21 protein-coding genes are annotated in these 26,658 nt (G+C 54.1%); 6 read left to right on the forward strand and 15 right to left on the reverse strand.

Annotated features, from left to right (window positions below; all coding sequences use genetic code 11):
* Window positions 1-18 precede the first annotated feature (18 nt).
* The gene (locus FUA23_RS02120) at window positions 19-537 is read left to right on the forward strand and encodes an iron-sulfur cluster co-chaperone HscB C-terminal domain-containing protein (RefSeq protein ID WP_187270853.1); all 519 of its coding nucleotides are present in this window, start codon (window positions 19-21) and stop codon (window positions 535-537) included.
* Between the two features lie 64 nt (window positions 538-601).
* Window positions 602-1,360 (forward strand): peroxide stress protein YaaA, encoded by a 759-nt coding sequence (yaaA, locus tag FUA23_RS02125; RefSeq protein WP_147929055.1) that lies wholly within the window; start codon window positions 602-604, stop codon window positions 1,358-1,360.
* A 405-nt stretch (window positions 1,361-1,765) separates the two neighbouring features.
* Here the strand turns inward: yaaA and FUA23_RS02130 are convergent, their stop codons facing one another.
* Entirely contained in the window at window positions 1,766-2,254 is a 489-nt protein-coding gene (locus tag FUA23_RS02130) for a hypothetical protein (RefSeq protein WP_147929056.1), read from the reverse strand.
* 246 nt (window positions 2,255-2,500) lie between these two features.
* Window positions 2,501-4,054, reverse strand: a complete 1,554-nt coding sequence (locus FUA23_RS02135) for an OmpA family protein (protein WP_147929057.1) — start codon at window positions 4,052-4,054, stop codon at window positions 2,501-2,503.
* Window positions 4,055-4,350: 296 nt separating this feature from the next.
* Here FUA23_RS02135 and FUA23_RS02140 point away from each other — a divergent pair, with 296 nt between their 5' ends.
* Entirely contained in the window at window positions 4,351-5,430 is a 1,080-nt protein-coding gene (locus tag FUA23_RS02140; protein WP_147929058.1) for an arginase family protein, read from the forward strand.
* A gap of 167 nt (window positions 5,431-5,597) precedes the next feature.
* On the opposite strand, the gene FUA23_RS02145 is transcribed toward FUA23_RS02140, so the two are convergent.
* From FUA23_RS02145 to cdaA, 4 genes are all read right to left on the reverse strand, one after another.
* Window positions 5,598-7,142 (reverse strand): helicase HerA-like domain-containing protein, encoded by a 1,545-nt coding sequence (locus FUA23_RS02145; RefSeq protein WP_147929059.1) that lies wholly within the window; start codon window positions 7,140-7,142, stop codon window positions 5,598-5,600.
* Window positions 7,143-7,325: 183 nt separating this feature from the next.
* Entirely contained in the window at window positions 7,326-8,231 is a 906-nt protein-coding gene (locus FUA23_RS02150) for a DNA/RNA non-specific endonuclease (protein WP_147929060.1), read from the reverse strand.
* Between the two features lie 77 nt (window positions 8,232-8,308).
* Entirely contained in the window at window positions 8,309-11,479 is a 3,171-nt protein-coding gene (locus tag FUA23_RS02155; protein WP_147929061.1) for a ligand-binding sensor domain-containing protein, read from the reverse strand.
* Between the two features lie 35 nt (window positions 11,480-11,514).
* Complete coding sequence (gene cdaA / locus FUA23_RS02160) at window positions 11,515-12,306, reverse strand: diadenylate cyclase CdaA (protein WP_147929062.1); 792 nt, start codon at window positions 12,304-12,306, stop codon at window positions 11,515-11,517.
* A 51-nt stretch (window positions 12,307-12,357) separates the two neighbouring features.
* Here cdaA and FUA23_RS02165 point away from each other — a divergent pair, with 51 nt between their 5' ends.
* Complete coding sequence (locus FUA23_RS02165) at window positions 12,358-13,530, forward strand: flotillin family protein (protein WP_147929063.1); 1,173 nt, start codon at window positions 12,358-12,360, stop codon at window positions 13,528-13,530.
* A gap of 10 nt (window positions 13,531-13,540) precedes the next feature.
* Here FUA23_RS02165 and FUA23_RS02170 read toward each other — a convergent pair whose 3' ends face one another.
* On the reverse strand, window positions 13,541-14,146 hold the full coding sequence (locus tag FUA23_RS02170; RefSeq protein WP_147929064.1) for an OmpH family outer membrane protein: 606 nt from the start codon (window positions 14,144-14,146) through the stop codon (window positions 13,541-13,543).
* A 250-nt stretch (window positions 14,147-14,396) separates the two neighbouring features.
* On the opposite strand from FUA23_RS02170, the gene FUA23_RS02175 reads away from it, so the two are divergent.
* Window positions 14,397-15,335 (forward strand): EamA family transporter, encoded by a 939-nt coding sequence (locus FUA23_RS02175; protein ID WP_147929065.1) that lies wholly within the window; start codon window positions 14,397-14,399, stop codon window positions 15,333-15,335.
* 76 nt (window positions 15,336-15,411) lie between these two features.
* Here the strand turns inward: FUA23_RS02175 and FUA23_RS02180 are convergent, their stop codons facing one another.
* Window positions 15,412-15,678, reverse strand: coding sequence for a YkoF family thiamine/hydroxymethylpyrimidine-binding protein (locus FUA23_RS02180; protein WP_147929066.1), 267 nt, complete (start codon window positions 15,676-15,678; stop codon window positions 15,412-15,414).
* A 478-nt stretch (window positions 15,679-16,156) separates the two neighbouring features.
* On the opposite strand from FUA23_RS02180, the gene FUA23_RS02185 reads away from it, so the two are divergent.
* The gene (locus tag FUA23_RS02185) at window positions 16,157-19,384 is read left to right on the forward strand and encodes a CHRD domain-containing protein (RefSeq protein WP_147929067.1); all 3,228 of its coding nucleotides are present in this window, start codon (window positions 16,157-16,159) and stop codon (window positions 19,382-19,384) included.
* A 136-nt stretch (window positions 19,385-19,520) separates the two neighbouring features.
* Here FUA23_RS02185 and FUA23_RS02190 read toward each other — a convergent pair whose 3' ends face one another.
* The 7 genes from FUA23_RS02190 to FUA23_RS02220 all read right to left on the reverse strand — a co-directional run bounded on the left by FUA23_RS02190 (window position 19,521) and on the right by FUA23_RS02220 (window position 26,429).
* A complete protein-coding gene (locus FUA23_RS02190; RefSeq protein WP_147929068.1) occupies window positions 19,521-20,939 on the reverse strand; it encodes a S41 family peptidase in 1,419 nt (472 codons plus the stop codon).
* A gap of 140 nt (window positions 20,940-21,079) precedes the next feature.
* A complete protein-coding gene (locus tag FUA23_RS02195; protein ID WP_147929069.1) occupies window positions 21,080-21,478 on the reverse strand; it encodes a hypothetical protein in 399 nt (132 codons plus the stop codon).
* Window positions 21,479-21,611: 133 nt separating this feature from the next.
* Window positions 21,612-21,779, reverse strand: coding sequence for an AtpZ/AtpI family protein (locus tag FUA23_RS02200; RefSeq protein ID WP_147929070.1), 168 nt, complete (start codon window positions 21,777-21,779; stop codon window positions 21,612-21,614).
* Window positions 21,780-21,819: 40 nt separating this feature from the next.
* Window positions 21,820-22,257, reverse strand: coding sequence for a bactofilin family protein (locus tag FUA23_RS02205; RefSeq protein ID WP_147929071.1), 438 nt, complete (start codon window positions 22,255-22,257; stop codon window positions 21,820-21,822).
* Between the two features lie 206 nt (window positions 22,258-22,463).
* Window positions 22,464-23,510, reverse strand: coding sequence for a PorP/SprF family type IX secretion system membrane protein (locus FUA23_RS02210; protein WP_147929072.1), 1,047 nt, complete (start codon window positions 23,508-23,510; stop codon window positions 22,464-22,466).
* Window positions 23,511-23,787: 277 nt separating this feature from the next.
* Window positions 23,788-25,149 carry a DASH family cryptochrome gene (locus FUA23_RS02215; RefSeq protein WP_147929073.1) on the reverse strand — a complete coding sequence of 454 codons (1,362 nt, stop codon included), beginning with the start codon at window positions 25,147-25,149 and terminating at the stop codon, window positions 23,788-23,790.
* Window positions 25,150-25,445: 296 nt separating this feature from the next.
* Window positions 25,446-26,429, reverse strand: coding sequence for a pyruvate dehydrogenase complex E1 component subunit beta (locus tag FUA23_RS02220; RefSeq protein ID WP_147929074.1), 984 nt, complete (start codon window positions 26,427-26,429; stop codon window positions 25,446-25,448).
* Between the last annotated feature and the right edge of the window lie 229 nt (window positions 26,430-26,658).

The raw sequence follows: 26,658 nt of genomic DNA on the forward strand, positions 1-26,658 counted from the left end.
GAGAGAAAAACGACAACCATGACCAACTACTTCGATTTCTTCAACCTCCCCGTTTCACCCCGGATAGATCAGAAAGCACTGAAACGGCAGTTCTACGCGAACAGCAAACGGTTTCACCCCGATTTCCACACCCTGGCCGAAGAGGACGCAAGAGAAGAAGCCCTCGAGCAGTCTACTATCAACAACCAGGGCTATAAAATTCTGGCCGATGACGATCGTCGGCTGAAGCACCTCCTCGACCTGAAGGGCGTGCTCGGCGAAGAAGGAAGCAACAAAATGCCTCAGGCATTTCTGATGGAGATGATGGACATCAACGAAGCCCTGATGGAGCTTCAGTTCGAAGACGATCCGACAGCCCGCGCTAAAGTTGATGAAATGATCGCAAGTCTCGAAGCCGATTTTGACAGTGAGGTGGCCGAAGTCCTGAACCACTACGACGACGCTACCGTTTCCACAACCGAACTCGAAAAGCTCAAGGATTACTACCTCAAAAAGCGTTACCTGCGCCGGTTGAAACAACAATCACCGGAAGTGTAACCTACGGGAAGCAAAATCCTGCCGCTCCGACTCCAAAGATCAAACTGACCAACGCTTACTAAGAATGCTAATCCTCCTTTCCCCCGCCAAGACTCTTGATATGACGCCGGTAGCTACTCCTGCTACCCAGCCCCGCCTGTTGAAGGACACCGAGCAATTGGCCAAAGTATTGAGAAAGCAGTCGCGGGCAGATCTGCAAGACCTGATGCACATAAGCGAAAAACTCGCAGACCTCAACTACCAGCGTAATCAGGAATTCAGCCTGCCGTTTACCGACAGCAACGCCAAGCCCGCAGGGCTTGCTTTCCGGGGCGACGTCTACCAGGGGCTGGAAATGGAAAGCCTTTCCGAAGCAGAGGCAGCGTTCGCTAACGAGCAAATCCGGATACTTTCCGGTCTTTACGGGATACTCCGCCCCAATGACCTCATGCAGGCCTACCGCCTCGAGATGGGCACCAAACTAAAAACCCGCCGCGGCGGAAACCTCTACGAATTCTGGGGAGATCGAATTACGAAGGTCCTCAACGAGGACATCACCGAAGGCAACCACGACCTTGTGCTCAACCTTGCGAGCCAGGAGTATTTCAAGAGTGTCAATACAAAAAAACTCGGCACCCGCCTGCTGACCGCTCATTTCAAAGAAGCTCACAACGGTAAGTTCCGGGTTGTTGCTTTTAACGCTAAGCGCGCCCGTGGCCGCATGGCCAACCTGATCACCCGGGAAGGAATAACCTCCGCAGAACCCCTCAAGGAACTGGTCGTCAACGACTACGTCTTTAATCCCGAACTGAGTACGGAGAACGATTGGGTGTACAGCAAGTAAGTGGTGTCAATCAGCAAAGCGATCCCGTGTGCGGCAGCCACTACCCGCTACATTCTACGCTCTACCCACTAGCTTTCTCCAACGTGCGGCAGCCACTACCCGCTACATTCTACCCACTACCGTCTAGTCTCCTCCAACGTGCGGCAGCCACTACCCGCTACATTCTACCCACTACCGTCTAGCCTTCTCCAACGTGCGGCAGCCACTACCCGCTACATTCTACCCACTACCGTCTAGTCTCCTCCAACGTGCGGCAGCCACTACCTGCTACATTCTACCCACTACCTACTAGCCTTCTTCAACGTGCGGCAGCCACTACCCGCTACATTCTACCCACTACCGTCTAGTCTCCTCCAACGTGCGGCAGCCACTACCCGCTACATTCTACGCTCTACCCACTAGCCTCTACGCACTCTTCTTCTTGACCTTCAGCCGAACAGATCCTGGCACACACGGGCCGAACTTACTGTTGCCCCACCACGGGCCGTGCAGCGTCATTCCTTCGGCGGTATAGCCAACGCGGAGTTCGTACATCTTCATGCACCACGACAGGTCTTCGGGCTTCTGAGACCGCAGAATTTCCGTTTCCGTGAGCTTCCATGACCCGTTGGGGAGTTCAAAGCCGCTTAGTTTCATTTCCGCCCATATTTCTCCTAACTGCACGTGGGCCGTGCCGTGCAGAAAAATGCCGTTCTGCCAGAGTTGCATCGTAAACTCAAAGCGGTCTGCGATGCCACCTTCATTTTGGAGCAACTCTCCCGTCCAGATACCCGTCAGACTCATTTGGGGGCGCGAGCGCAGGTGCGAGGGAAGTTCTTTAGAAGGCAAAGGCTGCTGACCAAAAACAGGAAGGCAGTAAAAGAGGATCAGTAAAAACAGGGCTGTAAGACGCATAGAGCGAAGATAATTCTAAAATTATCAGTTTTTTTTCTTCAACAGGCCACGCTCCTGATTTTAACGGTGTCTTATGAGTGAATACCGAGTTGATTTTTTAGAGCGAAATTGTACAAACGCCCGGCCCGCATTGCGGACCGGGCGTTTTTTTGTCCCTGAAAAAGAAGCTCCCCGTCGGCGTTTGCCGACGAGGAGCCTGAAATTTACCCGCCGCGCCGTAGCGGGCGGGGTTCATGGGATTAATTCTTAGAATCCTCCACGGCCGTTGTTGGCACCGGCAGGAGCAGGATCATCGGAAGCACCAGCGTCAGCAGAAAGGAATTCTACCCGACGGTTGACGTACGACTTGTCCAGAGGAACAATAGCGTTGTCTTCGCCGCGGTACTGCAAAACAAGGTTGCTACGGCTGATGCCGTGCTGGTTCACGAGGTGATCAACTACAGCCTTAGCGCGGCGGTAAGAGAGTACTTCGTTGTTAGAAGAGTTTCCGGTACGGTCGGTGTAGCCACGGATAACCATACGCATGCCAGGGTTACCTTCAAGTACGCGGGCAACGCTGGAGAGCGTACCGTAATCGGAGTACTTAACGGTTGACTGACCGAGTGGGAAGTAGATCATAGGAAGGAAGATCTCGCCACGCTCGGTACGAACGGTGGTAGTGCCTGCCTGGTCACCTGCTTTCATGCGGGCGATGGAAGCATCGATCATTTCCTGTACGCGGTCTTCAGTAATCGGCTTGTCGTTGCGGTTCATCACTACGCCGTTTGCGTCGACTTGCTCGCCGGCACGGGGAGGGAAGAAAGGCTCGAGATCTTTGTAGTCAGGAACGCCATCTTTGTCGCTGTCCAGTACGCGGCCTTTTGTATCAACAGGAACTCCAGCAGGAGTATTGGCTTCCTGGTCAATTGCGTCTACAACACCGTCACCGTCAGAGTCTTTGGTGGCGTCGTCAACTTTGCTGCTCATGCGGTCCAGTTCGTCACGAACGGGCGTAAAGGCGTTGGTCCAGTACAGTGGCTCGCTCTTGGTCGCAGAATTACCGATGTTGAAGTTGAGGCTCAACGCTCCGATGTTTTGGATGTCACGGAAGTTACCCGCTTCGTCGTAGCCATCGAGAGCATCAGCACGCTTGCCGAAAGGAACGAAGGTCTGGAATTCAGCACCAATGTTGAATCTTGGGCTCACACGGAAGGTAATACCTGCACCTGCAGAAGCATGGAGGGTAAGGGCATCATCAAGTTCCAGATTACGGGTGCCGAAGGGGCGGTCGTTGGCCTGGCGCTCACCTGATACCTTATGACCACCTGCACCAAGTAAAGCGTACAGGTTGATCTTGCGGGTTTCGCCGCTAAAACGGAAGTTGTTGAGGGTAACAACCACCGAGCCGGTAGCACTGAGCCAGGTGTTCTCGAACTGACGGGTCATGTTGTCATTTATGCCCTCGTTAGAAGCGTAGAGCCCGTCGAGGCGCAGAGAGAACAGGTGGTCGAGTGCTTTACGAAAATGGATACCTACACCGAAGCCTGCTTCAGGGTTTACATCGCCAGCAATAAATGCGTAAGCAGGGCGGATACCAAACTCAAGCATGGAACCTTTCGAAGCAGAAGTACTGGACGGGGTTTGATCGTCCATCATCTCTTCGTCCATCTTCATATCTTTCTTGGAAAGATCTTCAATGGTCATGTCTGTTGTTTCAACAGCTTCAGTATCGTTGGTAGCCGGAACGGGAGTACCCTGGGAAAAGAGGCCGCCGGAAAAGGCCATCATGAGGCCGAGTAGGGAAAGTTTCAATACTTTCATAAGGTCAGTTATGTAGATTAGTTCTTGGAATGGGATTAAAAGCTGGGTGAATCCAGATCACGTACGACAAAGCTAACTGATCCGGATTGAACCGTGAACGGTAGGGTTTTGCGAAGGAACGGTATATTTTTGAGTGAGAATGTACATTTTTCGCACTTCAAAGGTAGTAGTTGTTTTTGAAACGCTAGCACTTTTTAATCAAACGGATATAATTTTTTTTCGTATTAGTAAAAAATTACATCCGTTTTCCCGTCAGAAAAGTGGCCTTTTCCCGCTCCTTAACTACCTTCGGCCTTATGTATGAGCCTTGGTTAAAAGCCGCCGATAAACCTTCTCCAGCCCTGCCTTCGTATAGCTTTGGCAAGCACCTGCGCCCCCGCGCCCGGAAAATTGCCGTCGCAATCATTGGTATAGACGCTGAAGTGGCAAAAAAGACACGTGAACACCTTTTTTCTACCAGTTGGGCCTTCGGCAAGCTGGTGGTAAGAGATCTTGGTAATTTACGAAAAACTTCTCCGGATTTTGTCATTCCTCTCCTGCGCGAACTCCATACTGCAGGGATTACGCCTGTACTCATCGGAGCTTCCTCCTCTGCTTTTACGGCTCAGTACCTTGCCTTCGCTGAATTGAACCGCCAGGTGAGTTTATTGAACATCGATCGGAGTATTAAACTCAATCCCGTAGGCGAAAGCGGAGAAGTTTTAGACAATGCAGTCCATAATAAGGGGCGTCGTCGCTTCCATCTCTCCCATTTAGGGGCTCAACAACACCTCGTTGATCCCGCAATATTTGACCTCTTCAATGCTCAGGCGTACGAAGCAATTAGCCTCGGTCCTGCGCGCAGCAGCATCCCGGCGCTGGAACCTCTACTGCGCGATGCGGATTTGGTGGGCCTGAATATTGAGTCGATCAACTATCACGAAGCCCCGGCCCGCGCCGGACTCCACCCCAGCGGCTTTTCGTTACAGGAAGCTTCTCAGTTGGCTTATTATGCCGGTAACTCCGACAAGCTGAGCAGCTTTGGCCTCTACGGCCTGGATCCTGAAGCGGGCAGCGAACGCGATGCCGAGCTTTCAGCTGCGGCGTACGCTCAGCTCATTTGGTATTTCCTGCAAGGTTTTAGCCGCAGGCAGGGAGACTTCCCCGCATCGAGTACTGGCATGCTCGAGTACCTGGTTGACATCGATGATTTCGACAAGCTCACCTTCTGGCGCTCGCCCCGCAGCAACCGCTGGTGGGTTCAGGTACCGGCCAGCAACAAAAAGGGAGAAGAACGTCACCGGCTGGTTCCCTGCCGGTACGAGGATTACTTGGAGGCCAGCAGTAAACAAACACTGCCCGACCGCCTGATGGCGGCTTTCCGCAGGTACGTCTAAAACGACAATCGAGTTGTCCCGGCCTTCTGGCTAAAACAACTCGATTGGTAGAAATACAGACTTGAAGGTATAGCTGGCTTGAATAACTGACCGTAGGTGATAGCCGCCACGACGTGTGATCCGCCACTCGTGTTACCCACCGTCATCACTCTGCTGTTCAGACTGATTTACTTCTTGATCCCCAGTACGCCCAACAGGCCACGGGTGAACTCCCGGGCAATTGTGCGTCCAATTTGCCGTGTCGTGGTGTTGTTCATGATCTGCTCAAAGGTGGATTTTTCCGCCCGACGGCGAGAGGTAGATTTTTTAGCTTTCGCTTTTTGCTTCTCCATCTCTTCCTTGTGCTCTGCCTTTGCTGCTGCTGCCATTTTTTCCTCGAGCATCTCGTAGGCACTCTCACGGTCAACGTCCTTATTGTATTTTTTAACGAGCGGACTGCGCTTCACGATGTCATTTATTTCAGACTCAGAGAGTACATCCATACGGCTTTCAGGAGCGCGCAGCATTGTGCGAACGAGCGGGGTAGGGCGCCCCTTTCGGTCCAGCGCCGTTACAAACGCCTCTCCTGTCCCTAGTTCGGTCAGGGTTTGGTCTACATCGTAAAAATCGGTCAGGGGGTAGTTCTCACTGGCCAGTTTGATTGCTTTGCGGTCTTTAGCGGTAAAGGCACGAAGCGCGTGCTGCACCTTAAGGCCCAGCTGACCGAGGATGTCGCTCGGGATATCGGCCGGGTTCTGGGTAACGAAGAATAGCCCGACTCCTTTGGAGCGGATAAGTTTGATGATGGCCTCGAGCTGATCGAGCAGGGCATCGGTTGCCTCCTCAAAAACGAGGTGGGCTTCGTCGATAAAGATGACCAGTTTGGGCCGGTCGAGATCTCCTTCTTCGGGGAAGGTGGCGTAAACTTCGGCCAACATCTGTAGCATGAAGGTAGAGAAAAGCTTAGGCTTGTCCTGCACGTCGGTAAGACGAAGGATGGATACTATGCCCCGTCCCAGTTCATCGATCCGGGTGAGGTCGTTGACGTCAAAGCTGGTTTCCCCAAAGAACTGCTCTGCGCCCTGAGTTTCCAGTTCAACAATCCGGCGCATAATCGCGCCGGTGCTGGCAGTGCTGATCCGTCCGTAGTCCGCTTCGATCTCTTCTTTCCCTTCGCCGGTAATCCACTGCAGAATTTTACGGAAGTCCTTGAGGTCAAGGAGAGGCAATGCGTTTTCTTCTGCGTACTTGAAGGCTACCGCCACGATACCACTCTGGGTATCGTTGAGGTCGAGCATTTTAGAGAAAAGAACCGGGCCGAACTCCACAACGGTAGCGCGCAGGCGTGCGCCGGGCTCATCACTTAATGACAGCAGTTCAACGGGGCTTGCGCCAGCGGTGAAGGGAATACCAATGGCTTCGTGGCGTTCGTCAATTTTAGGATGGCCACCGCTGGCGACGGCAATTCCGGAGAGGTCTCCCTTGATGTCCATCAGCAAACTCGGAACTCCTTCGCGGCTGAGCTGCTCCGCAATAATTTGCAGTGTTTTGGTTTTTCCCGTACCGGTTGCTCCCGCAATAAGCCCGTGCCGGTTAAGTGTTCCTAACGGGATTCTAACGAGAGAATTGGTCAGTGTTTCTTCACCGAGCATTGCTCCGCCAAGTACAAAACTTGGGTTTTCAAAAGTATAGCCTTCTTCTATCGATTGGCGAAATTGGTCCTGATTGGCCATGGGGTCTTATTATTTTAAAGGACGTAAGTTAGGAATCATCCGGAGGTTAGACGGTAAATTAGTGCGAAGAGTCACTAGAACTGTGATCCGGAGCACAATTGGTGGTAAGGGGCGTCGGCCGTTCAATAAGCCGGATTTTCTTTCCGGCATGACAACTGTTAAATCTAGCGCGCCGCTAAGCTGTTATTTTACGTTGTTCCAGCTATTGATCCGCCTGTCAAATTTCTTTTTGCTGAATGGCCACAGGTCCGGGTTGCCGGTGGCTTCCAGCCGTTCTTCTACGTCTGCGGGCATGAGTTGCGCAAAGAAGTTGATATTGGTAATCCGTTCTACGTCATCAATGCTCATCGCGTATTTCGGCAGCGGATCGAAGCTGATCTCGTTGGGGATCACGAAGCCGATTCCTTTTTGTTCGGGGTCGTCGAGGTCAAGCAGGACTTTAAAGTAGGCCGCAGGTACGGCAATGCGGTTGGCCCGGCCAATTGTTCCCTTGGGCTCTTCGGTCATCACCGGTCCAGTAACCACGTAGAGACGCTTGAATCGGTTGGCCCAGTCGCGGGTCAGTTCTTCTAATTCACGCCAGACCCCCTGGTTGAACTGCCGGGCCTGAGGGCTGATGTTGGAGAGGTAAAAGGTCTCTCGGGCCTGAGCATCGTTCCAGGCAAAGTCGGCGAAGGGCGCTAAATGACCACGGTCGTAACCCGAGCCGCGGTAGTCGCTGTCTGTGGCTGAGCCGGTACTCACGTTCGGGTCTGTTTTGAAGTTTCTGGGGCGCTCTCCCCATTGCTGTTGCAGGTTGTTGCGCTCCAGAATGTAGGCCACCCATTCGGCCTGTTCCCAGTCTTCGTCATAACTGAGACTGAAGCCCTCGTAATCGATCCGTTCTCCACGCGTGCCGGTAGGGGTGAAGTATTCCTCGCCGGCATAATCTACCCGGTCATTGACGACGGCGCCTGCATCTTCTCCCGAAAACGCCCCGAAGAAGTATGCCAGGGCGGCCAGCAGAGCACCGAATATGCCTACTTTAGTGATCATGCCGCCGCTGGCGGCGGAGCCTTGAGACTGGTGGTTTCTACGTAGTTTAGCCATGCGGGCAAGATATGCCAAATTTTGTTAGATGGGGTAGTTCGCCTGTCTCTTTTGTTAGATAATGTGGGCTTTACGAGCTACCCCAACCGCTTCATTCTGAATACCAGCGTATAACCCGCCCGATCGTCGATGGTGATCTCACCTTTCAGCCGCTTGGCGCGCATCCGCATATTGTCTTTTCCCTGGCCGGTTTTCTGGGCGCGGACGCGGGTGCCAAGAGAGGTTTGAGAGCCGGGCTCGATGGCCTCCGCCGGCTTCCCGTTGTCACGGATGAATAGTTCGAAGTGCTGCGCAAACTGCTCGACCTCAATGTCTACCTTGGTCGCGTTACTGTGGCGGGCGATGTTGTTGATGGCTTCTTTGAAGATAAAGTACAAATCCTGCCGGATGTTGCCGGCCAGTTCCTTGTCTTTGTCAAAGCCGGAGGCTTTGAAGTCATACCGGATATCCAGAGGGTGCAATACTTCGTCGGCGTGCTCCTGCATCCGCTGCAATAGGTTGCCGATCGTGTCTCGCCGCGAGTCGATACTCCAGATCACGTCCGACATTTTGGACATCGCACTGCGTCCGGCTTCGCCGACAGTGTGCAGGCGGGCCTGCAGCTTTTCGTCGTCCGTTTTGTTCTTCAATAACTCGGCCTGGAGGGTAATGCCAGCCAGCAGGCCGGACACTTCATCGTGAATGTCGGCGCTCAGTTGGGTCCGGAGTTGCTCATTGCGCAGTCGCTCCCGCAATTTAGCCTGGAGGATGTAAAAGATGAGCCCGGCGAAGGCCAGCACGCTAAGAATCTGAAACCAGCGCCGTTCAACGAGGTATTGCCGGACGTTGAGCGAGAGAGTACGCTCGCTCTCACCGTAGTTGCCGTTGGCCCCCGCTCCCTGAATATGGAGCAGGTAGCGTCCTGAACGCAGGTTGTTGAACCGGATGGTCCGCTCGTTAACCAGCGGAACCCAGTCGTCGTTGAAGCCCTCAAGCCGGTACCTGAACTGGCTGCTGTTAGGCAGCTGCCCCGCGGGCAGCGCAAAGGATATAGCGATACTCTTTTCACCCGCCAGAACGGTTACTTCTTCCAGGCTGCTGAGGCTGTTGACCAGCGTCCGCTCGCTGTTGCGCCCGAGTATGCTCACCTCGGTAAGCATTACGTCGGAGCCGGCGGTGCTGGAAGACAGGTCTTCCTCCCTGAAGGTAGTTAGTCCGTTTACGCCTCCGAAGTAGTAGCGGCCGTCTTTCCCCCGCAGGTTACTCAGCGGAAGGAACTCGTCGTTGCTTAGTCCGTCTTCGCGGTAGTAGCGACGGAAAGAGCTACCGTCTTCGCCTCCGGGTTTGTAGGTGAGCCCGTTCTCGGTACTCAGCCATAACCCTCCGGAAGAATCGGGAACAATGCCGTAGACCAGACTGCTGGAAAGGCCTTCCCGCCGGCCGAAGTGTGTAGCCTCTCCGGTCAGAGGATGATAATTGACCAGGCCGGCGTCGGTGCCCAGCCACCAGTCCTCGGAATTCGCCTGATAGATGGAAAAGATGGACTCAGGTCCGTGGACATTGCTTCCCGCAACCTCCTTTGCACCCGCGTCTGCGCCCGAAAAATCAGCATGCTCCGTGATGCTGAGGTCCTTCAGGTCGAGGGCAAGAACACCGCGTTTGTCGGTTCCAATCAGTAATTCACCATCCTGGCCTGTGGCCAGGCAGTTGAGCCGGAAGCCCGAAAGCACAGACTCTCCGGTAGTAGGGAGGGTTACCGGTTGAGATTGTTTTGTCTCGGGGTCGAAGCGTACGAGCATCCCTACTACCCGCGGGTCGGTAACGGCAAGGTATAACTTACCGTCGGCTCCCATTACCATGTCCTGAGGCGCATGGTTAAGCCGGAACTTCTGTGCTGTTTTCAGCGCTATGTCGTAGCGGAACAGCAAGCCTCCTTTCTGGAGGTTCATGGGTTGCGCGCAGCCCCAGATGGCGTTTCGGGCGGCGTCGTACACCAGCGCAGTACCTGACCTGAAACCGATGGTTTTGGTACTGTCCTGAGCATCGGTAAGGGTAAGAGTGTCGAGTTTCAACGATTCGGGATTCATCCGGTATACGGCACCGTCTTCTTCCATTATGTAGACTTTCCCGTCGTTGGCTTCAGCCATTCCCCGCAGGCGATTGGGGAAAATGTCGCCGTCTTCGGTTTGCTCCAGAAAAGTGGCGACGGAGTTGTCGTACCGCTCCACCACGCCCAGACCTTCGCGGAGACCCAGGTAAATGGTTTCCCGGAAATCTACCGCAGCAACGGCGGAAACGGACCGCTCGGTTGGCAACGGTTTCTCGAAGACGCTGAATTTTCCTTCGGTATCGACCAGGGCGTATTCATCGGGGAAGCCCCGCCCCAGGATGTCTTCGGTGGCCGGCATGATGATCTGGCCCAGCTGGTCGTGATACATGGTAGGGTAGCGCATACCGGAATTGTCGGTATTTACCGGTACCGGTTCCTGATCGGGGTCGGGGAACCATGAGAACAGCGGGATGCCACCCCGGAAACTTACGTACACGCTCCCGTCAGCGGCTTCTGCGAAAGTGTAAAACCGCCTGAGATCGGAACGTTGCCCGAAAGGATTACCGTAGGATTTGCCTGTGGCACTGATGTGCCGGAAGCCATGCTCTTCGTCAAAAAGCAAAAACTGGCCACTGCTGTGTACCAATAATGCTACCTGGGGCGTCAGGGTTGTCCAGGCGTCGGAGGGCTCGTGGTAAATGGGCGTAAAGGTTTTACTCTCTACCTCGGCGTTGGGCGTGTATTCGTAAAGGAAAGTACCTTCCGTACCGATGGTTACCACAAAGGTGCGGCCGAGGGTATCCGTAGCGATGGCCCGCGGGTAGCCGAGTACACCCGTGCTGGGCGCGAGGCGGACCTGCTCTACGCTGAAGTCTTTGGGGTCCAACCGGTCGAAGTAGCCGTAAAAATCCTGAAAAGTAACGATGAATTTACCCTCGTTGTCTTCGCATACTCCGGCAATCGCACTCCGGCTAAGTCCGGGTTTAGAGGCTGATCGTTCTCCGATACGGCGAAAGCGCAGCCCGTCGAACCTGTTGAGCCCGTCCATCGTAGAAACCCACAGGAAGCCGTCGCTTCCCATGTGGAGGTCGTTGATCTCGCGCGTACTGAGCCCGTCGTTTACGGTGAAGTACTCGATGCGCAATGGCTGTGCACTGAGCAGGAGCGAACAGGCGAGCAGAGAGAACAGCAATGTCGGTTTAAGGATTCGTAACAGCACTTCGCAAAGGTAGCGAAGTGAGCGTATACTGTTTCTCAGAGTGAATTGCGGAGCAATTCGGTCAGCCGTGCTTCCGAGATGCCCCGTTCCAGTTCTCCCGCCCGGGCAAAGGAAATCCTGCCGGTTTCTTCGGATACGATGAAGCAGGCCACGTCTATTTTTTCCGATACGCCTACCGCTGCCCGGTGCCGAAGACCGACGCTTTTGGGCAAATCGGTGTTTTCCGAAACGGGAAGGATTGCGCTGGCCCGCGAGATGCGACCGTCCTGAATGACCACTGCACCGTCGTGGAGCGGGCTTTCTTTATGGAAGATGCTTACCAATAGTCCGTAGCTGATCTCGGCGTTCAGAGACGTCCCTCCGGTTATGATCGTGTCGGGGTCGGCATCTTTGGTCACCACTAGCAGCGCGCCGGTTTTAGCCCCAGCCATTTTCAGGAACGCCCGGCGGATTTCGTCGATTTCCGGTCCTGCTTCTTCGTCTACCTCCCGGCCCAGCAGGCGGTTCCAGACGGAATCGCGCTGCCGCAGGGTCGAGTTGCCGAGCAGGAGCAGGAACCGACGTACCTCGGGTTGGAAAATGATGATAAGACTAACGAAGCCGATGTTGATGAACTGGTACAGAATACTACTCAGCAAGTCCATCCCCAGGGCCTGAAAGGCCTGGTAGCTAAGGAACAGCAGCATCATCCCCACAAAAATGTTGAGGGCAATACTACCGCGCAGGATCCGGTACAACTGGTAGAGCAGCACCCCTACGATGAAAACATCGAAGAGGTCCCAGATATCTACTTCCAGAAAGCCTATGTTGAAAAGGAGCGTTGGCATCGTTGGCAAAGGTAGCGGTTAGTACTGAATGCTAACTACTACCTTTGCAGTATGCAATCAGTAGATAAATTAGGTGTCGTAATATTGGTACTGCTGTTCTGGGCGGGGACGCAGGTGCAGTGTGCGGGGCAGGAGTTGAGGACCAACTCCGCCGGAGAGAAAATCATCGTTTATCCTGACGGATCAGCCCGGTACTTCAACGACCTGACCCTGATTGATGAACAGCAAAAAGACTCGGCGGGCGCTGCCTACCCGGTGGTGAAAGTTGTCATTGAGCCGCTCAGTGGTGGGGTAGACCCTACCATTGCGGACCTTAAGGCCATCGCTGAACGTAAACTTCAGCTCGCCCGGGAAGCCGAAACACTGGCCCGGGCCCGGGCTACTGCCGCTCTCAACAACCGGGTCGCGCTGGAGCGCGACCTCGAAGCCGCGCGCCTGGCCGGCCGGGCCGAAGAGGTAGCGGCGCTGCAGCGCCGCCTCCAACTTACCCGCCAGGTAGAGGCCGATGCGCTTAACGAGCGCACTGCAGCCGAGCAACGCGCGGCCTCGGCGAACGTCGTTGTCGCTGAAGGCCGCTACGTGGATGCCTACAACGAAGCTCGCCGCAAAGAAAGAGAAGGCCCCGCTGCGCCAAAACCCGCAAACCGTACCGAGAAAGACCTCAAAATGCTCTTCCCGGCAGCGCCTGTGTTTAGTGGTTTTGGCGAAGCGGCGGGCAGAATTCCCGTCAGCGAGCCACCGCCTTGTACCAATAACCTGCCGGCTCAGCGTATGGGTGGCCCCAGGCCGGTAACCTATCCTACCTTGTTCTTTACGCATACCGACGAAAATCTCCGCCCCTTTCTCGACGGGAAGGAATACCTGCGGGCCACTGCCTGGACGAGCCGCGATGATCGCGGAGACCGCTACCTCCACGTACGCTACACTTTTGCCAACCCTAATGTGCTCACTTCATACGGCTACCTGGCTCAGAATTCAAGCCTGAGTCTGCACCTGCTCAATGGCCGCCACCTGAGCCTGCAGGCTGCGCGGGAAGCCGTCGGAATCATCGATCACGGTCGCCGGGAAGTGAATTACGACGTCACTTACCTGCTGCCGCGCGGGGCAGCAGCCGAGTTGCGTAACCAGGCACTCGATTACGTTCGGGTATTCTGGTCTTCCGGTTTTGAGCAGTACGAGGTCTACCAGGTAGAGGTACTGCGGCAGCTGATGGAATGTCTATAGGCTGGTTTGCTTACTGGATGGAGTCTTTGGCCATACCGCCGTCTGTAGCGTTGAGGCGCGTCAGAACTTCTGCTGTGATGTCGTAGCTGTCGCGTGCCACGAGCACGCCGCCTCCGCCACCCTCATTGAGGATGTAGTCATAGCCTTTCTCTTCCTGCAGCTCTTCGAGGATTTCCTTTACCCGTTCGCCGAACTGTTGCTGAAGGCGCATCTGGTCCTCCTGAATACTGGCCAGCGCGAGGTCGCGCTGCTGCATGATTTCCTGCTCTTTGCCGCCCAGACGCTGCTGTTCGTTCTGGATCATCTTAGGCGTCATCTCTCCGCGCTGAATCTTGTTCTGGATGCGCTGCATCTCGCTCTGGAGGCTGGCCATTTGTTTCTGGATATTATCGTCGGCAGCCTGGACGTTCTCCTGCAAGCGCTCGAGTTCGGTGGCCAGATCGGTGTAGCCAGCCTGGAGACTGTCGAGCCGGACAAAAACGATCTTCGGGCCGTCCGCTTTCGCAGATGTAGTGGTGGTTGAAGTCGCACCTCCTTCCTGTGCCTGGCAGCCAGCAAAGGCGAGGGCGGTGGTGATCAGAAAAGAGAAAGAAATAAGTCTGGCAATGCCGGTCATAATTGTAATTTTGCGCAAAGATAGGCAGGGATACAAGAATTGCCCCTCTTTCCTGTAACTCTCAGTTTCTGTAACGAACCCGTTTAAATTTTTTCAACTGACTTTTCAGCGTCTCACTTGAGGGTGCGGGCTACACCCCAAACGGTTCCGGCGCGACGCCCGGGTATGCTCGTTGCCACTCACCGCCGTGCCGGGGAAGAGCAGCAAAGTCAGGTCCTGAAATTTGAAGGGACTCAATTTTGTCCTTGCAATGTCCAAACAACAATGGCTGATCATATCAGCATTCGCGATAACCTATTTTGTGTGGGGGTCAACTTACCTCGCCAACAAATGGGCCATCGATACGCTGCCGCCCTTCGGCATGTGTGGCGTTCGTTTCCTGATCGCTGGCTCTTTGCTTTACGGCTTGTCGTTTCTGGCGGGAGACAAAACAAGGCCTACCCGCAAACAGTGGGTCAACTCGGGCTATATGGGCTTTATGTTCCTGACGCTTGGCGTCGGAATAGTGGTGTGGGCCCAACAGTGGATGGACTCCAGCATAACGGCCTTACTGGTGGCCTTTCAGCCGTTGCTCGTGATGTTCATCATGTGGGGACTGTTCAAGAGCAGGCCTCCGGGTAAGGCTTTCTTGGGTGCGGCAATAAGCATTGTCGGCATGGGATTACTAATCGGCCAGCCACAACTGGTTTCCGGACGAAACGAAATAATTGCGCTCGTCGCGGTGCTTTTTTCGGTCTCCATCTGGGCGCTGGCGATGACGCTTAACCCCCGCCTGGATACGGGGAAGAATAACTTCAGATCTACAGCCATGCAGATGTTGGTGGGCGGAGCACTAGCCATGCTGCTTAGTCTCTGCTTAGGAGAGTGGGTTGGCTGGACGGCAGAAGGACTCAGTTGGAAATCCATCGGCTCGCTGAGTTACCTGATCATCTTCGGGGCGATAGTCGCATTTTCGGCGTTCAACTTTCTTATGAAGAACGTGGCTCCCGAAAAAGCAGCAACTGGAACTTATGTCAATCCCGTTGTAGCGATGGTGCTGGGGGCGTTTCTCAATCAGGAAGCAGTTACGCTACAGTCGGTTGTGGCGGGTGCTGTTCTCATCACTGGGGTTTACTTTATCAATTCTTCGCGCAGCCAGGCTATTCCTGCGAACAGAGAAGAGCAGGGCGAGGCCGCAGGTGCAGTGTAAGTTATCGGGAAAGCACGTTGCCCGTCAACTGTTCTTTGCACCTGCGGGCGCGCCGTAAAAGGACCCGGGGTAGAGACTAAACCTCCACGTCTGCTCCCGGCTCAATGCCAACGTTCAGGACCTTGATCACAAAACTACAAGCGACGCTGCCGCCGATGGTGGGCCGCATAGCCTCGGTGAGGGCAGCCATCACGGCGTCGTATTCTCCCGTAAGTTGGGTGGAAAGACCGTTAGTAGCTACCGTAATGCCCGGTTGCGATCTCAACTGATGGATGAAATCAATGATGACTTCTTTATAGTCAGGAGTGAGGGGGTAGAGAGAGAGTTCGGCTGAAGTTGTCATGATAAAAGTTGTGAAGAAATTATTCGCAAAAATATATGCGTTGGAACAGTTTTAGGCGCCGAAAATGAGGACTTAAAGTTAATTGATGGTGAATTTCAGGAAATTTAATTTACGATACGGCCATCCTGGTTCATTTCAGGCAGCCACCAAACAAAAAGGCCTTAAATTGCTTCTTCATCCGGTGTGATACGCTACGACGGTGTCCGACACGCTGATACAGGGAGGGTGTGAAACCGAACTTCCCCCCTGAAATATAGTGTGCCGGGACCAGGGAACGACTTCCCCGGTTTTGGCTCTGATAAACCGAACCGGTCGTTTTTTGCGTAAAGCTTCTGTGCCGCAGATGACTTTCTCCCCCGAAGAATGCAAATAGAAAATCCAAAGAATTTTAATTAGAAACTGACCGCTTTCGCTTCGTAACGAACGATAGGCCAAAGTTCAAATTCCCTTATCCCCCTTAGTACATAAACCGTTTAGAATGATAGAAAAGCATTACCCCAACTATCGTAGAATATTACTTGTCGCACTGTTTGGTGCTTTACTGCTCCCGCTGGGTGCTTTCTCTGGTTACCCTGGTGCAGGCAATGACGGAGGCACAGCAGGAGGCAACTCCTCCTGTCCGGATGCTGAGGGCCAAAACGCTGTAGTTGTTTCCAGCCCGGAATCCATCTCTTTTAACATAAGCGCGGGGCAACAGGCCATGATGGACGGTGATTTTGAGGCGGCACTTTCCGGACTCAATGAATTGCCTTCTCCTGTAACAACAACCGGCCGGGGAATGGTGACCGCCACCCTGACGGGAACAACCCTGACCGTCAGCGGATCTTTCTCAGGGCTCATTTCCGACTTCGACCCTACCGTAGCCGGCGGGGCTCACCTCCACCTCGGAATGGCCGGCGAAGCCGGCCCGGTTGCCTTTTTGCTTACTACTGACCTGGACGACGACCTTCGGGGTGGCTCGTTCAGCGCCGGAGACAATACTTTTGAATTGACTGACGATGAAGTTCAGGCCCTCACGGACCGCGGCATCTACGTCAATATTCACTCCGTGGATTTCGGCGCCGGAGAGTTGCGCGGTCAGTTGCTCCCCGCGGGAGCAGACGACTACAACGTGGCGTACCTGCTTGGTGCCAACGAAGTACCGTCGGTAATTACCCCTGCTGCGGGAGCACTGCTGCTGGAGCGTACCGGCACTACCATCACCGTATCGGGCAGCTTCAGCGGCCTGACGGGAACCATTGCTACTGATATCGCCGGCGGTGCCCACATCCATACCGGAGTGGCCGGACGAAACGGTGAGGTGATCATCCCCCTTAACCTGACGATCGGCGACGATATGAAGTCGGCTACGCTGGAGGCTGCCGATAATGTTTTTGAACTGACGCCAGAGCAGGTTGAAGCCTTCGATAATGGAGGGCTATACGTCAACATCCACTCCAACGCCGCTCGTTCGGGCGAACTCAGAGGACAGGTTGCGGATATGTCCGTTACTCAGTTTTACAGTAACCCCAGTGGCCATCAGACCCGTCCTGTTGCTATCAATACGCCAGGGAACGGCCGCCTGATGATGACACTGGATGCGGAGAACAACTTGGTTGTCAGTGGTAGCGTAAGTGATCTCCAGGGTGGGGTAGACCTCGGCGTGGCCGGAGGTGCGCACATCCATGAAGCCCTCGCCGGATCATCCGGACCGATCGCTTTCGGACTCACCATCACGTTAGACGACGACGGTATCGGCGGAGTCTGGGAACCTGCCAACAATACCTTCGCCCTGACGGAAGAGGAAGTGGAAAATTTCTACGCCCGCCGCTACTACGTTAATGTACACACAACCGCTGAAGGCAGCGGAGAGGTTCGGGGCCAGGTGATGAATTTAGCCAAGGCCTACTTTGGCTCAAACCTGGCGGGGATCAACGAGAACCTCGATGCCGTAAAAACGCCAGGAAATGGTTTTGTTATCTATGAAGGGTACGAAGACAACATCGTTGTAACGGGATCCTTCGCGGACCTTGAATCCAATTTCAACGCAAATATTGCCGGAGGCTCTCATATCCACATCGGAGACGCCACCACCGGTGGCGACATCGTAGCCGGACTCAACGCCGACGTCGCCGCCAACCTGAGGTCAGGAGCCTACGAAGCCGCCGACAACAAAATCATGCTCGACTCTGCAGGGTACGCAGCACTGATCGCCGGTAACTATTACTTCAACCTTCATACCGTGAACAACCCGACGGGGGAAATCCGCGGCCAGATCCTGCGCGACGACAACGCTTTCCCTACCACGGCAGATATCATTGTTCCGGAAGATGGAGCTACCGTAACGGTTACCTCCGTAGGAAGCGATCTCGAGGACGGACGTTTCTTCGCTGCATCCGATCCCGATGGCGACATCGTGGTGTACACCATTGAAATCGCTTTTGTCAATGACATCGAATTCACCAACATTCTGCAGTGCCGTAAGGTAGCAACCGATACGTCTTCCAACGCCACCATCGAGAGTATTTACCAGACATTGCTCGACTTCGGAGCCGGGCCAGGTACCACCGTAAGCCTGCGTTACCGCATCGTATCTTCCGACGGGAGCGTGGCCACCAACGGAGACTCCCGTACGATCACTCTGATCATCGGCGATGAGCCCGACTGTGAAATAACCGGAAGGTCGTTGAACCTTGCCGATGGCGGATTCAGTGCCGTAATTTGTGCCGATGACGGTGTCCCTGACCTCATCAGAGTTGTTGTCTCCGACCCAATGGGAGAGGACCCCCTGACCTATCTGGTCGTAGATGCGGATGGCACCATTTTGGATGTCCCTACGAGTCAGCCGCTTAACTTCGAAGGTATAGGAGGTGTGTCCAGAATCTACGCCGTAGTTCACGATGGTAGCCTGACCGGTGCCTTTGTGGGCGGTACTCTCGCTGAACTGGACGGATGCTTCGCGCTGTCTAACCCCGTTACCATCACGGGGCAAACGGGCGATGAATGTGGCAACCGCCGTGTGGTCATCAACGAGATCGACCGCGACGGAATGCTTGAGCTCATCAACCTCGGTGAATTCAACACCAATGCCGGAGAATTGTACCTGACCAACGGCACTGACTTTTTCCTCATTTCTGACCTAGCCGTCGTGTGTGGAGAATTGCTGCTGATGCCGGGGGATCAGGTCACCGTCGATGCTTCCGCTATCATCACCGTAGCCGCCGACGAACTGGGGCTGTTGAGAGGACAGACGCTTGCGTCTACTGAGGGGGTGTATTCTTACGTTGCGTGGGGAGGCGTGGAAACTACCTTCGAGGACGTAGCGGTAGGAGCCGGCATCTGGACCGCAGGAACTGAGGTAGGAGCACCCAACAGTGCTGTTTCCGTTCAACGGATTCCTTCTCAGGAGAACTCCTACGCGCTGGGGGCTCCAACACTCTGCGCTCCGAATACACTGACTACCGCTACCAACGAGCCTGCCGCCGATCAGGTGGCTGTGTACCCGAATCCCTTCGGAGATGTACTCGTTCTGGAGGTAAGCGGTCTGCGGTCGGCCCGTACCGAGCTTCATTTGTTGGACGTAACCGGGCGATCGGTCCTTGTCCGCCAGCTCGATCAATTTACCGGTCAGCTTGAGTTGCCGACCAGCCAATTGGCCGCAGGAGCCTATCTTGTTCGCCTGACCAATGAAGCAGGCGTTTCTGCCGTCCGCGTAATCCGCCGTTAATTCTGTATCTTCGCAGCACTGACTTAAAACGGATTTTGAATCAAATCAGCCCCTGCCTCTTTCCCGAGGTGGGGGCTTTCGTTTTAAAGCCAGGTCGGATAGCGTACTGGTCGTAGTCGGCAGCCCGGTAGAAAAGCTATTGTTTCACAATTTCCATCGCCTTCTCCATCTGCTCGTCCTTTCCCGCTTTTATTCCGGCGAGGGTGGGCTTCACGATGTAGTCTGGTGTAATGTTTCCGCTGGCGGGATACTGCGGAATCAGGCCGATGGTGTTTACTTTGAGCTCGAAATCATCTGACGGGCCGATGAGGATGGGATCGCCTTGTTTGCTGGCGCCGTACATGATGGCGGCCGAAGCACCGGAAACATCTCCTACCAACTTTCCGCGCCCTGAACCCTGTACCATCCGGGCGAATATGCCGCTGGCGGAGAAGCTTACGGGATTGATTAAAACGACTACTTTCCCGTCGTACCTCAATTTCTTCTTTACCGGTTTCAGGGGTTTGGTGAGGCGGCGCTGCAGCCGGCGATCGCGGCGGCTTACCGCGCCGGCTTCAAGCCGGCGGATGGTTTTTGCGTCGTCGTTTGCTTGCGCACGGGCGGGGCCCGTCATGCGGGCTTCGGCGGTAAAGTAGAACTTTTTGTCGGTAAGGAATTGGTAGAGGTGATTGATCCTGCCCGAGTTGCCGCCGCCGTTGTCCCGGATGTCGATGATCAACTGGTCCGTTCCGGTAGTCTTGAGGGTGTCGAATACCTGGCGGATGAACCGGTAGTAATTGCCGTCGGTAAATTTATAAGAGCTGAATTTTTTGATTTTCAGAATACCGGTTTCTCCGTCTTCAGAGAATTTGAAGTCGAGCGTTTTGGCAATTGGTGTCTTAGACTTTTTCGGGTCGGTGTACGGAACCATTTTTGGGAAAACAGTGCGGTTTTCGGGCCCGGTTTCGTTGCGGATGGTGATGATGATGCTGTCCTGAATACCGTAATAGGTTTGGTACAGAAACATTGGTGCCCGGGCAACTTTATATAACAGTGCTTCGTCGTTCTTGTCGTCATTGATGCCGGAGAACGGAGCTATTTGCCCGATCACTGTTTTTATATTTTCTCCGTTGAGTGCGGTAACGACGGTACCCGGCGAAAGGGAATCGGTGGCGGTGCTGATGCCCGAATGCAGCACGTATTCTCCGGTTTCTATCTGGATGAGGTACAGGGGGAAATTGTTTTCTCTGATTTCCCGGTTAGCGACGGAATCGAGGTAAGGGCCCAGGATGAGGTGGCCACAATTGGTCGCCTCCTGCAGCGGAGATACAAGCCCGACAAATTCGTGGTAAGCGATGCTGTCGTGGCCGTTTACCCTGGCTGCCAACTGTTTTTGCACCTGCGTTCGCGCCGAATCCAGAGCCCTCAAACCAGCGATGGTGGCGGGGTAGGGGTGACGTTCTTTTATCTCCAGGTAAATTTCTTCCGCAGCCTCCTGAGCGGCGTCGGCAGGGAACATTTTCTGGGCGGACAATAAGGAGGTAGAGCAGAGCAGGAGTGCAATAAAACGAATCATATGCTGGGAATTTCAGGAGTCCTTCGCTCAAAATGGGGCGCGGACGCAGGTGCAAAGTAAGTTGAGGAACTCTTTTAACCTGCTTTCTGAAATATTCTAACATCAGCTTAACGCCAAAGCCAGCTCCCCTGATTCGATTGTCATTCTACGGCTTTAGCCGAAGTATTGCCGGCGAGTTTTACCAGAAAAACAATTTCCAGGGCCGTATAAATGAGGTAAGTACTGAAAAAAGGTACTACGAACAGCTTATTTTCGGGTTCCGCAAGCAAAGCATAGGCTGCAATCAATCCTCCGCAAAGGAAGAATTTTATCATCGTTACACCCATGAAAGCGTTGGTAAATAAAAATTTATTCTCCGCAGCAGCGGTCCGCTGGCCCGCATAAAACATCAACACCGAAATACCCATCAGTAAAACAATCGCACCGATGGTGAGGGGAATCGCAAAGGAGATGGGGAGGAACAGGTGAGCAACTGCCGCAGCTGCAGCTGCGATTACAGTGAAGATGGCCAGCAGAACAAAGAAACGGGAATAAGTCATTGTAGTAAACCTTACGGTTGGTTCTCCTCCGATGACCTTCCGCGCACCGGCTTCGCCGGTGTACGACCATCATCAGAGGAGGAACCTTTTCCGGGGGAGCAAGGGAACGCTTAAACGTATTCGCTCCGGAACATTAAAGAAAATCTTTGAGCGAAGTGTAAAGCCCGCCGGCAACGCCAACCAGGCTCAGGACGACGGTGAAGACCGGGCCGGTCTCCAGCCAACGATCGAGGTAAACACCTCCGAAGACGAACGCCAGTATGATGCCGATCATCTGAAAGGCCATACCGCTGTATTTCATCCAGCTTCTGGTTGTTTCGCGGACCTTTTCGTGGTCAGAATCAGGCTGTTGCACCCTTCTTGTCTTTTAGCGGGTTGCCCGCTGATTTGTTTCCGCCTCCGCTGTAAGGGACCGAGCAGGTGGCCGAAACCTGGCCGCCACTGAGCACAGCCATCTTGGCTGCCTTTACGTCGCCTTCTACTTTGGCGGTCGCCTGAATCGTGAGGGATTCCTTAACGACGAGATTGCCCTTGAAGGCCCCCTCAATGGTGGCGTTTTTGCAGGTCACATCACCTTCGATTTGTCCCTTAGGGCCAATGATCAGTTTTGCTTCGCAAACCAGGTTGCCGGTCAGGGTACCGTCGATCCGGATGTCACCTCCTGCCTTAAGGTCTCCTTTGATGGAGGTTTGGGCGTCGATAGTGTTTACGCCTCCACCTCCGGTGGAAGGTGATGGTGTTCCGCTGCTGGGCTTGCTTTCTTTACTGTTGCCGAACATGTGCTTTATTTATAATTTGAATAAAATAGAATTGGGATGAAAAAGTGTTTGGCGATGTGGAAAAACCGTACTCTAAAGTGCTTAAGCCGCTAAGGTAAGTAGTGAGCAATTAATATTCCGGGATTTCTTCCCGAACGCAGAACAGCCACGAAACAACTTGTTGCTCCGTGGCTGTTCTGCGACTGGTACGAAGTTCTGCTTGTGATTTAGAACTGAGGACAGTAGACACCTTTACGCTGTCCGCCACAAATCTTGTATTGCATGGAAAGCTCGAAACCACCGTTGCCGTCAGTGGCAGTGTTCAGTGAACTGGTGTTGAGGTCGTAGCTGAAGCCGAGAGCGAAGTTCTCGTAGTCGAAACGGGTACTGAGGATCAGGGCATCGGTAAGCACGCTGCTGTCGTAGCGGTTGGAGACGCGGGTCCAGAGACCAACCTGAAAAGATTGGGTGCTGCGGTTGCGGCCACCGTCGAGGAGGAACTTAGCGTTGGTACCAGCGTTGACCTGGAAGCTTGGTCCCTGGTTCATGATAATGACTCCGGGAACGAGGCCGAAGCGCTGACCGATCATGAATTCACCACCAGCGTGCGCTGTGTAACGGCTGTAAAGAAGTTCCTCGGCTTGGCTGTCGAAGCTCTGGTCGGCACGGTTGAGGTGATGGAAAGCACCACCGATGTAGAGGCTATTGTGCTCATCGAAAACCATGAACCAAAGAAGGCCGGCAGCAAGATCGGCAAACAGGAACTGGTCCCGGTCGAAGCCGGTCTCTCCGCTTGGAGCGCTGATGTCAAAGCCTCCGTCGCCATCGTGCTGGGTACCCCAGCGCAGTTTCAGGAAGTCGAGACTGCGCTGAGCTGCACCGCCTTCGACACCCGCTACGAGGTAGTTGCCGTACTTGCGGCTTCCTCCCATTTTTTTGGAGTAGCTCAGGGAAATCTTACCGGTAGTGGTCGCAAAGTCTGCCTGGCCGGCTTTATCGCCCCAAAAGGTTCCACCGATACCGAAAAAGTCGTTGCGGCCCACGGCTACGCGCTGGTCGTAGCTTACGGAGTATGTCTGGAAAGCAGAACTACCCAGAATGGAAGCCCACTGGCTGCGGTAGTTGACCGCAATCCGGCTGTTACAGTTCATCACCCCCGTCATTGCCGGGTTAAGGTTGAGGGGAGACATGTAAAACTGAGAGAAATGGATATCCTGCGCCTGAAGACCGACGACACAGAATAGAACAAAGCAAAAGGTCTGGATTAACCGCATAATGAGCTGCACTAGTAATTTTGGGATGCTGGAGCCATCAAAAATAAGACAATCTCCAAAATGGCACGGACAAATGTACAAAAACCGGGCCGCGTTAAGGTAGCTCACCTTCGTTAAAGTTGGCTTACGGGCTTTAATGCACAAAATGTCGTGAACCTAACGATTCCGGAAGTTTGTTTAGTACAGACTACTGAATCCGGCGGGCAGAATGCCATAGCAGGGGGCGGCTGCTGTATACTTAACCGGTTATATATTGAGGGTTTTCCCTGGTCTGCACCTACGAAGAGAGCATACCTGGCAGGTGAATATCTTCACAGGGGACATCCTTTAGCTCCGGACACCAGAGCTTTACGTATTCTCCGTCGGGGTCGTACCGTTTGGCCTGGCTCAGAATGTTAAAGGTGCGGTCCTCTCTGGGATCTGAGCCTACACCAGCGATATAATTCCAGTTGCACCAGTTAGAGGTGACGTCGTAATCGATCAGCTGGTATTCGAAGTATTCGGCGCCCATCCGCCAGTCGATGCCGAGGTCTTTAACGAGGTAGGAGGCTGCGTTCTGGCGGCCACGATTGCTCATAAATCCGGTTTGCGCCAGTTCCCTCATATTGGCATCGATGAACGGCATGCCGGTTTCCCCCTTCATCCAGCGTTCGAAGGCAGCCGCATCGGTCGACCAGTTTTTGGCTTCGCCCTTAGTTCCCCCTTTATGGAAGATCGCGTTGCCGTGCTTTTTGCCCATCATTCGGAAGAAGTCGCGCCAGAGCAATTCAAAGATTACCCAGTAGGTACTGTCGTTGGCTCCATTCTTTTCTTCGTAGGCTTTTACCTCCTGGTAAATGTATTTGGGGCTGAGGCATCCAAAGGCAAGCCATGCACTGAACTTGGTGCTGTAATCGGATCCGATCAACCCGTTGCGTGTTTCCTTGTAGGTCGCGATGGCCTGAGATTCGAACAGGTAGTACGCCAGGCGGTCCAGCCCTGCAGTCTCACCGCCACGCCAATCAATAGCGGCCCGTTCGTCGGCTACGGGCTGAGGGATATCGAAATCGGACAATTCGGGCATCTCTCCGGAGGGGATCTTCGCGTTTTCCCGGTAAGTGATCTTAGCGGGAGTAGGCAAAGGAGGTCGAACGTTGGTTATGCGTTCGGTTTCTTTACGGAACTGGGTAAAAACATCGGGAGTCTGGGTGATGGGGAAGGGGAGGTCTGCGGTGTAATAGAGCAGTTTCCCCCGGGAGTAGTAGACCTCACGGCCGATACTCCAGAGTGCTGCTTCCACGGCGTTCTGGACCATTACTTCTTCGGTGGTCCGCTCACGGTTACAGAAAACCCAACTTGCATTCGATTCAAGAATCAGTTTGGGCAGCACTTCTTCGGGCTTACCCACCCGGATGATGAGATCGGCACCCTTTTGGGCGAGGTTGTTTCTTAGGTCCGCGACGCACTCCAGGATGAACCTGGCCCGGTGCGGTCCCATTTTCGGCAAGCCGGTGTGGGCGAGCGTCCCTTGCCATTCCCGTGGGTCGAAGATGTAAACGGGCAGCACTTCTTCGGCGTGGTTCAGGGCGTCGGTAAGCGCCTCGTTGTCGTGCAGGCGGAGGTCCCTGCGGAACCATACTATAGCGAGGCGTTTGCTCATAATAAATAGACGATGTTTGATTCACTTGGCTAACGGGCAGAAGCACTGTTGGTTGCTGAAAATAGTCAGTATTGTTCCATCCTTGACATTAAGGTTACGAAATGACAGCCATCTTGCGGGCGCGGTCGCAGGTGCGGGGCGGGTTTGCCGCTGTGTCGCCTCCGGAGCGCGGCAATAAGGGAGTAACCGGACGCTTCGATAACTCACCCTGAACCTGCGTTTGCGCCAAAAAAAACGTCCGCCCCGGAAAAAGATTCCGGAGCGGACGCAGTCGTCGTTTCTGATAAAAGAAGGATCTACTTTACGTAAGAAACCTCTTTAACCGCCCGGATGATTTTTGTTGGGTTGGGCAGGAATTCCTCCACGAGGGTGGGGGCGTAACCAAGGCTGGTATCGGCACTGTTCACGCGGATAACCGGCGCATCGAGGTAGTCGAAGGCAGATTTCTGAATTTCGTAGGCGATCTCGGATGATACACCGGCGAAGGGCCATGCTTCGTCGATCACGACACAACGGTTGGTCTTTTTGACCGACTCTACGATTGTCTTGCGATCAAGAGGGCGGATGGTACGCAGGTCGATTACCTCGGCGCTGATGCCTTCCTTCTCCAGTTCTTTGGCCGCTTCCATAGCCACCAGAACCATCTTGTTGTAAGCGATCAGGGTTACGTCTGTGCCTTCCTTACGGATGGCTGCTTTGCCGATGGGTACGAGGTATTCTCCTTCGGGAACCTCACCTTCGTAACCGTAGAGCATCTCAGACTCCATGATACAAACCGGGTCGTTGTCCCGGATGGCACTTTTCAACAGGCCTTTAGCGTCGGCCGGGTCGATACAGGAGATAACCTTGAGGCCGGGCGTGTTAGCCATCCAGCTTTCGAAAGTCTGGCTGTGCTGCTGCGCGAGCTGGCCGGCAGAGCCGGAGGGGCCGCGGAATACAATCGGGCAGTTGTACTGGCCGGCACTCTGGCTCAGAGTCTTGGCCGCATTGTTTACAATTTGGTCAAAAGCGAGGATCGCGAAGTTCCAGGTCATGAATTCAACGATGGGGCGCAGGCCGTTCATCGCCGCTCCAACACCGATGCCGGCGAATCCGAGCTCAGCAATCGGGGTGTCGATAACCCGTTTGGCGCCGAACTCGTCCAGCATGCCTTTACTTACTTTGTAGGCACCGTTGTACTGAGCAACTTCCTCTCCCATAAGGAAGACGTTCTCATCGCGGCGCATCTCTTCTGTCATCGCTTCACGGAGCGCATCACGCAGGGCAAGTTTTCTAGCCATCTTGGGGTGTATTTTTAGTTTAGCTGTGGTAGCTTAGGTTTTGGATTTAGCAGGTAACGGAATGATCGTTTTCAAACCGTCACCCATCAAGGTCACATTTGCCGGCTGGCACTATGAGACCTATCTTTGCGGTCGCAAAAGTAACCTTTGCCGGAGACTTTTGAAAACTACCGGCCGGAAGAGACACGAGAATGACTTTTCCGGGCGTTCAACGTCTGTATCTTTAACG

Source organism: Neolewinella aurantiaca, assembly GCF_008014675.1.
Classification (GTDB): domain Bacteria; phylum Bacteroidota; class Bacteroidia; order Chitinophagales; family Saprospiraceae; genus Neolewinella; species Neolewinella aurantiaca.